The organism is bacterium, assembly GCA_030654305.1.
In the GTDB taxonomy this organism is placed as follows: Bacteria; Krumholzibacteriota; Krumholzibacteriia; order LZORAL124-64-63; family LZORAL124-64-63; genus PNOJ01.
Window position 1 is genome coordinate 1 of sequence record JAURXS010000505.1, and the last position, 6,280, is coordinate 6,280.

The window sequence follows — 6,280 nt, forward strand, 5'->3', positions numbered from 1 at the left end:
CCGCTGACGATCATCTCCACGTTGCCATCTGCCGGAGTGGGTGCCTTGCTGGCCTTGCTGCTGTGCCGCACCGAGCTGTCGTTGATTGCACTGATCGGCATCATCTTGCTGATCGGCATCGTCAAGAAAAACGCCATTCTGATGATCGACTTTGCTCTGGATGCCGAACGGCGCCTGGGCATGAGTCCGCGCGAGGCGATTCTGGAGGCCTGTGTGAAACGCTTCCGGCCGATCATGATGACCACGCTGGCGGCGCTGGTCGGCACGCTGCCGATCGCGCTGGGGATGGGGGCGGGCGCGGAGGCGCGCCGGCCGCTGGGCCTGTGCGTCGTGGGCGGGCTGCTCTTCTCGCAGCTGATCACGCTGTACGTGACGCCGGTGTTCTTCACCTACCTCGACCGCTTCCAGGAGCGGCTGGGCCGCGGGAGGGCGGGGATCAGTGCAGGCGGCGCAGCAGCACCAGGGTGATGTCGTCGCTGGTGGGCGCCTCGCCCACGAAGGCCTTCACGTCGGCCAGCACGGCGTCGCGCACGTCGGCCGCCGGGCGACCGCGCAAGGAGGCCAGCAGGGCGCGCAGGCGCTCGTCGCCGAAGTCCTCGTCGTCGGCGTTCCAGGCCTCGGGGATGCCGTCGGTGTACAGGGCCAGCAAGTCGCCGGCTGCGAGCGACGCCGTGCCGGCCTTCCAGACACCATCGTCCATCAGCGCCACCGGCAGGCCGGTGCCGGCCAGCGCGTCGGTCGCGCCGTCGCCGCGCACCACGTAGGGCGGGTTGTGCCCGGCGTTGACGTAGGCCAGCTCGCCGGTGGCGGGATCCAGCAGCCCCACGAACAGCGTGGCGTAGCGGATCGGCTCGGTGGCGGCGAAGAGGACCGCGTTGAGCCGGTGGACGAGGTCCGAGGGGTCGGCGATCGAGCCGGCCAGGCCCCGCAGCAGCGGCAGCAGCGAGGAGACCAGCAGCGCCGCGCCCAGCCCCTTGCCCGCCACGTCCCCGATCACGACCGCCAGGCGCCCGTCGGGCAGCGGGAAGACGTCGTAGAGGTCGCCGCCGACCTCGGTGCAGGACTCCAGGTGGGTCAGCAGCTCCCAGCCCGCCACCGCCGGCGACTCGGCGGGCAGCAGCGTGGCCATGATGCGCCGCGCCGCGCCCAGCTCGGTGTCGAGGCGCTGCTTCTCGGCCTCCATGGTGTGGTAGCGGGCGTGGGTCAGGGCGACCGCGATGCAGTTGGCCAGCAGGGTGAAGGCCTTCAGCTCGTCGGTGGTGTAGCGGTCGGCGGAGTCGGCGGAGTCGGCGTAGAGCAGGCCGATGACGCTCTGGTTGTCGAACAGCGGCGCCGCCATGGCCGTGTGCAGGCCCTGCGAGACGATGCTCATCTGCGCCTGCAGCGCCGCGTCCCGCTGCGCGTCCTCGATCAGGAACGACACCCGCTCGCCGAGCACGCGCTCGATCACCGTCCGGCTGAGCATGATGTTGTCGGCCTCGCCGCCGCCGCGCACCCGCGAGGCGCGCACCTGCGGTTCGCCGTTGTTTTCGTCCAGCAGCACGATCAGCGCCCGCTCGGGCGCCATGGCCGCGTCGACGAGGTCCAGGATGGGCTCGAACAGGTCCTCCGGCGCGCCCGGGGAGACCAGCAGGCTGCCCGCCTCGGCCAGCACGGTGAACAGTTCGGCCCGCTTGCCGCCACCGCGCGGCGCGAGGCGCTCGCCGCGGTCGCGCCCGGCGACCTCGTGCCAGGTGATCGCCACGCCCGTCGACGGCCGGTCGCCGACGAAGGTCATCAGCGCCCGGGTGTCCGGCTTGCCGCCCACGGTGAGCGTCGCGCGGCCCAGCGTCAGCTTGTCGCCGAACTCCAGGTCGCGCCAGCCGTCGATCGGCTTGCCGTTGAGCTGTGTGCCGTTGTGGCTGCCCAGGTCGCGCAGTCGCGCCCGACCGTCGCGGAACTCGATCTCGGCGTGACGTCTCGAGATCGAGGATTCGGACAGCAGGATGTCGCAGTCCGCGGCGCGGCCCGCGACGTGGACGCCTTCGCCCAGCTCGAAGCGGACGTCGAGGTCGCCGACACGGCCGCCCAGGATGAGGGTTCGCTTTTCCATGCCGACCAGGATAAGGCGGTTGCCCGGATCGCGCCTCCCGGATTCAGCCCTGGCGGACGAAGTGCGGCATCTCGGCCGGGATCACCAGGGACAGCTCGACGAAGCCGGCGTAGGCGCCGTTCCGGTACCAGGGCGACTGGTAGATCAGCTTGCGCACGCCGCGCTTCTCGATGGTGTAGGCGTTGCGGGTGCGGTCCCGCAGCATGTTCGCGACCTGCGTGCGCGAGGGCTCGGGGTGGCAGTCCAGGAGGTTCAGGCCGACCAGAGCGGCGCCGCCCTGGTCGGCGAAGGTCTCGATCGCGCGGGCGTTCATCTCCAGGATGACCCCCGCCGTGTCGCACACGGTGATCGCGGCGGGGAACTCGTGGATCCAGGCGTGGGGCTGCAACGGGGCCTCCTCAGCGGACCAGCATGATCTTGCGCGTCTGGGCGACGCCCGCCGCTTCGAAGCGGGCGAAGTAGACGCCGGATGCGGCGGGCCGACCGCGGGCGTCGCGGCCCGTCCAGACCAGCGCGTGGCGGCCGGCGGGTTTCTCGCCGTCGAGCAGGCGGGCCACCTCGCGGCCGCTCAGGTCGTGGACCGTGACGCGGACGCGGCCGGGAACGGCCAGATCATAGCGCACCGTCACGCTGGGGTTGAAGGGATTCGGGTAGACCTCGCCGAGCGCGCTGCGCGCGGGCAGGCCGGTCGCCGGCGGGCCGTCCACGGCGGTGGGGGGGCCGGCCAGCGTGAAATCGACGAAGGCGTGCGGCTCGAAGAGGCTGGACCAGGCGGCGGAGAACTCCCAGACGTCGGAGCCCACCACCGGCGCCACGGTGAGGTTCAGGCCGAGCACGCGGCCCTGCTCGAGCGTGAGGCCCTGCACCACCGGCGTGCCGGCGCCGGCCGGGTACCAGGTGAAGCCCGCGCCGGGCGGCAGCACCGCCGGGATCATGACCTCGGTGCGGTAGACGCCGCCGGTGTAGGTGGAGGCGATCTGCGCGCCGGCGACGGCCCCGCGGTCGTAGACCGACACGCCGGCCAGGCCGTGGGCGAAGGTGATGTCGTTGCCGTCGCCCCAGACGTCGCCGATGTGGTTCGCCTTGTTGTCGGGGTTGTCGGTGTCGGTCGCGCCGCCGACGTGGCGCACGGGCGACTCCCAGCGGCCGTCCTCGCCGCTGCCGTCGACCGAGACGTGGAAGCGCAGCCGCGCCGACGACGCGAAGGCGAGGTAGAGGCCGTCGGCCCGCCAGCCCGCGTAGGTCTCGAGCGTGAACGGGTCGGGGGCGCTCGTGTAGTAGTAGCCCGTGGCGAACGCCGGCCAGGACGGCTCCAGGACGCCGTCGATCACCGGCGCCGCGGCTAGCTGCGGCAGGGTCGGCGCGACGTCGTAGAGCGGCTGGGGGTCGGCGCCGTCCAGCAGGCCGTCCCCGTCGGTGTCCGGGACGGTCGGCGCGGTGCCGCGGTAGTCGTAGCGGGCGTACTCGGCGAGGTCGCCGAGGCCGTCGAAGTCCGTGTCGGGCTGCGCGGGGCTGGAGCCGAAGCCGGCCTCGTCCCGTGGGACGCGGTCGTCGGCGTCGGGCAGGCCGTCGACGTCGGCGTCCGCGCACTCCAGGACGCCGTCGTAGGGGGCGGGGAAGGTCAGCCAGGAGTCCCCGTAGAGGCGGTTCGTGACGGCGATGCCGTTGTAGTGGAGGCCCCAGTCCAGGTGCCGGCCGTCGCCGCCGAAGAGGCCGGGGTAGTCCCACGGGAAGTGGCAGAACACGACGTCCGGCGTGGCGTCGCCGGTGATGTCGTCCATGCGCTCCAGCACGTGGTGCATCTCGTGGATGAAGGTCCAGGCGACGCTGTAGTCGACCGTGGCCAGGTTCTCGGGGTAGGGCACGCGGCAGACCGTGCCCAGCGCGGCGAGCGTGCTGTCGAACACGTGATAAGGACCGAAGCAGCCGGCCAGGTCCAGTCCCATCAGGTAGGCGACGTCGTATTGACCGTCCGCGACGCCGCGGGCGCGCAGGTCGGCCTCGACCTCGGGGCCCCACTCGGCGGCGGGCAGCGCGGCGTCGATGTAGAGGAAGGTCGGGTCGAAGTTCAGGTTGCCCTCGGTGGTGCGCCAGTAGAACTCGATCGCCTTGCGGACCCCCTGGGTCATGCGGCCGATGTCGTTGGCGGCGTAGCCCTCGGTGTAGAACGCGACGAGCAGCTCCAGGTTCTTGTGCCGCGAGACGCCGGCCGCCGTCGCCTGCAGGGTCGCCGGGCAGGCGGACGAGAGGGCGGTGATGCGCGAGCCGTAGACGTCGAGGCCGACGACGCGGTACTCGTAGGCTTGACCGGGCGTCAGCCCGCAGTCGGTGAACGAGGTGCGGGCGAGCACGCGCTCGACCGCGGCGAAGGAGCCGCCGGCCGGACGGCGCTCGATCTCGTAGCCGGCCACGGCGTCGCCGACGACCGGGTCCCAGTCCACGCGCGCGGTGGTGTGGAAGCCCACGGCGCGCGGGTTCGCGGGCGCGGCCAGCGCGGCCTGGACCGTGATCGCCACGGCGTCCACCGCGCCGTGCCAGACGGCGACGGCGTTGGTGCTGCCGGCGCTGCGGCCGAGGATGCGGCCCTGGACGTCGACCTTGGCGACCATCGTATCGACCACGGTCCAGCTGCAGGCCGCCGGCGGCACGTCCAGCACGGGGCCGCTCGTCGCGACGGCGGTGATCGTGGGCGTGACCGTCCAGCCCACGGAGATCTGCAGCGGGTCGGGCGCGATCGCGAGCGAGGCGAAGGTCAGGCCGCGGGCGTAGCTCTCGAGGATCTCGTCGGCAGTGCGCACGGTGCTGCTGATCCGCACCTCGTCGAGCCGGCCGGCCAGGGGTCCGGACGCGCCCTCGCCGCCGATCTGGAAGGTGGTGGCGGCGATGGACGGCAAGGTGAAGCCCACCGCCTCCTGGGCGCGCAGCTCGCCATCGACGTAGACCTGGACCTGCGTCGCGTTCCAGGTGAAGGCGCAGTGGTGCCACTCGCCGGCCAGCCACTCGGAGGCGATCGAGAGGCCGGCGCCACGCTCCGAGGTGCCGTCGGGGCCCCAGCGGTTGACGATGATGCGCAGGTAATCGCCGCCGTCCTTGCAGATCAGGAGACCGCCCCAGGTGCCCCAGGCGAGCACGATATGGTCCTGGCCGTCGTCGCCGTTCCAGTCGGGACGCACCCAGAACTCCAGCGTGCCCTGCGCGGCGGCGAGGTTGCCCGTCGCGTTGTAGGAGAGGCGGCTGCCGGGCGGCAGGTTCGCGCCCTGCCCGAAGACGCCCGCCGCGTAGGAGGTGCCGGTCGCCTGGGTGGGCGTCTCGCCGGCGGCGCCGGTGAACGAGCTGTTGAGGTGCAGCAGCAGCGAGGTGGCGGCGTCGGGGGCGTGTTCCTGGGCGCGGGCGGCGACGGAGAACAGGACGAGCGACAGCGCGATGGAGATGGCGGCAGTGACGCGTGCGCGTCCCTTCGGGAAACGGTGCATCGGTGGGTCCCCCCTGGTCACGGATCGATGAGCAGTGTCGATGGCGGATGTGATCTCCCCGGCGCCGGCGGGGACGCTGGCGTGGGCGTCCACCGGTGCGGTCGGGGGGCTGGGAAGCGGCGGGGGAGCAATCGAATTCCCAGGTTCATCAAGATTAGCGGGTCCTGGTGCGGAATACAAGGGAGCGGGGGGCTCAAGACGGCCTTGGAAGGGCCGATATCTTGACAGGTTGGGGCGAATCGGCTATCGTACCGATTCCGCTGGAGCGCCCGGTTCTGGATTTGGCGCACGGCGCAAGGGTTTAGGTTCCTCGGTAGCTCAATGGTAGAGCATGCGGCTGTTAACCGCAGGGTTGTAGGTTCGAGCCCTACCCGGGGAGCCAATCCTTTTCTGTCGGAATTTGATACGCCATCTGGTTAGCGGCGTGGCCCGGGAGCGAGAGCTTCCGGGCTTTTCGTTTATCCCCAAGTTTGGCAATGGATTGCGCGATTTCGACGGGTGGGGTCGGATTCTCTGGTTTGGGGGGAGAGTTTGGGGGTCGGTGGGAACCGTTAGGGGTCACGACCGGAGCCCGAATGGTGGTAGAAAAACTCTCGGAATCTCTGATTCACAACCCTCTCTGATTAAGCGCTGGTCAATTCTTTGGACTCCAGACGGAACACTGGGCGCGAGAGATATTCTTCCGAGTCTAGGGAGAAGCTGGGACCGCATGGTG

Annotated in this window: 4 protein-coding genes and 1 tRNA gene; 2 read left to right on the plus strand and 3 right to left on the minus strand. The window is 70.9% G+C overall.

Features of this window, described 5'->3' with window-relative positions:
• A partial coding sequence (locus Q7W29_14385) for an efflux RND transporter permease subunit (GenBank protein ID MDO9173010.1) occupies positions 1 to 468 on the plus strand: 468 nt, incomplete at its 5' end.
• Here Q7W29_14385 and Q7W29_14390 read toward each other — a convergent pair.
• The 3 genes from Q7W29_14390 to Q7W29_14400 are packed head-to-tail and all read right to left on the minus strand — an operon-like array spanning position 437 to position 5,565.
• Positions 437 to 2,092: a SpoIIE family protein phosphatase gene (locus tag Q7W29_14390; protein ID MDO9173011.1), complete on the minus strand. Its 1,656-nt coding sequence runs from the start codon at positions 2,090 to 2,092 to the stop codon at positions 437 to 439. The genes Q7W29_14385 and Q7W29_14390 overlap by 32 nt on opposite strands.
• A 43-nt stretch (positions 2,093 to 2,135) precedes the next feature.
• Positions 2,136 to 2,480, minus strand: a complete 345-nt coding sequence (locus Q7W29_14395) for a diguanylate cyclase (protein MDO9173012.1) — start codon at positions 2,478 to 2,480, stop codon at positions 2,136 to 2,138.
• 10 nt (positions 2,481 to 2,490) lie between these two features.
• Positions 2,491 to 5,565: a LamG-like jellyroll fold domain-containing protein gene (locus Q7W29_14400; protein ID MDO9173013.1), complete on the minus strand. Its 3,075-nt coding sequence runs from the start codon at positions 5,563 to 5,565 to the stop codon at positions 2,491 to 2,493.
• A 307-nt stretch (positions 5,566 to 5,872) separates the two neighbouring features.
• On the opposite strand from Q7W29_14400, the gene Q7W29_14405 reads away from it, so the two are divergent.
• Positions 5,873 to 5,947: transfer RNA gene (locus Q7W29_14405), tRNA-Asn, on the plus strand.
• Positions 5,948 to 6,280 lie beyond the last annotated feature (333 nt).

Excerpts from the sequence above, each read along its gene's own strand:
- Q7W29_14400 (MDO9173013.1), bottom strand. The coding sequence starts at position 5,565 with ATGCACCGTTTCCCGAAGGGACGCGCACGCGTCACTGCCGCCATCTCC.
- Q7W29_14390 (MDO9173011.1), bottom strand. The coding sequence starts at position 2,092 with ATGGAAAAGCGAACCCTCATCCTGGGCGGCCGTGTCGGCGACCTCGAC.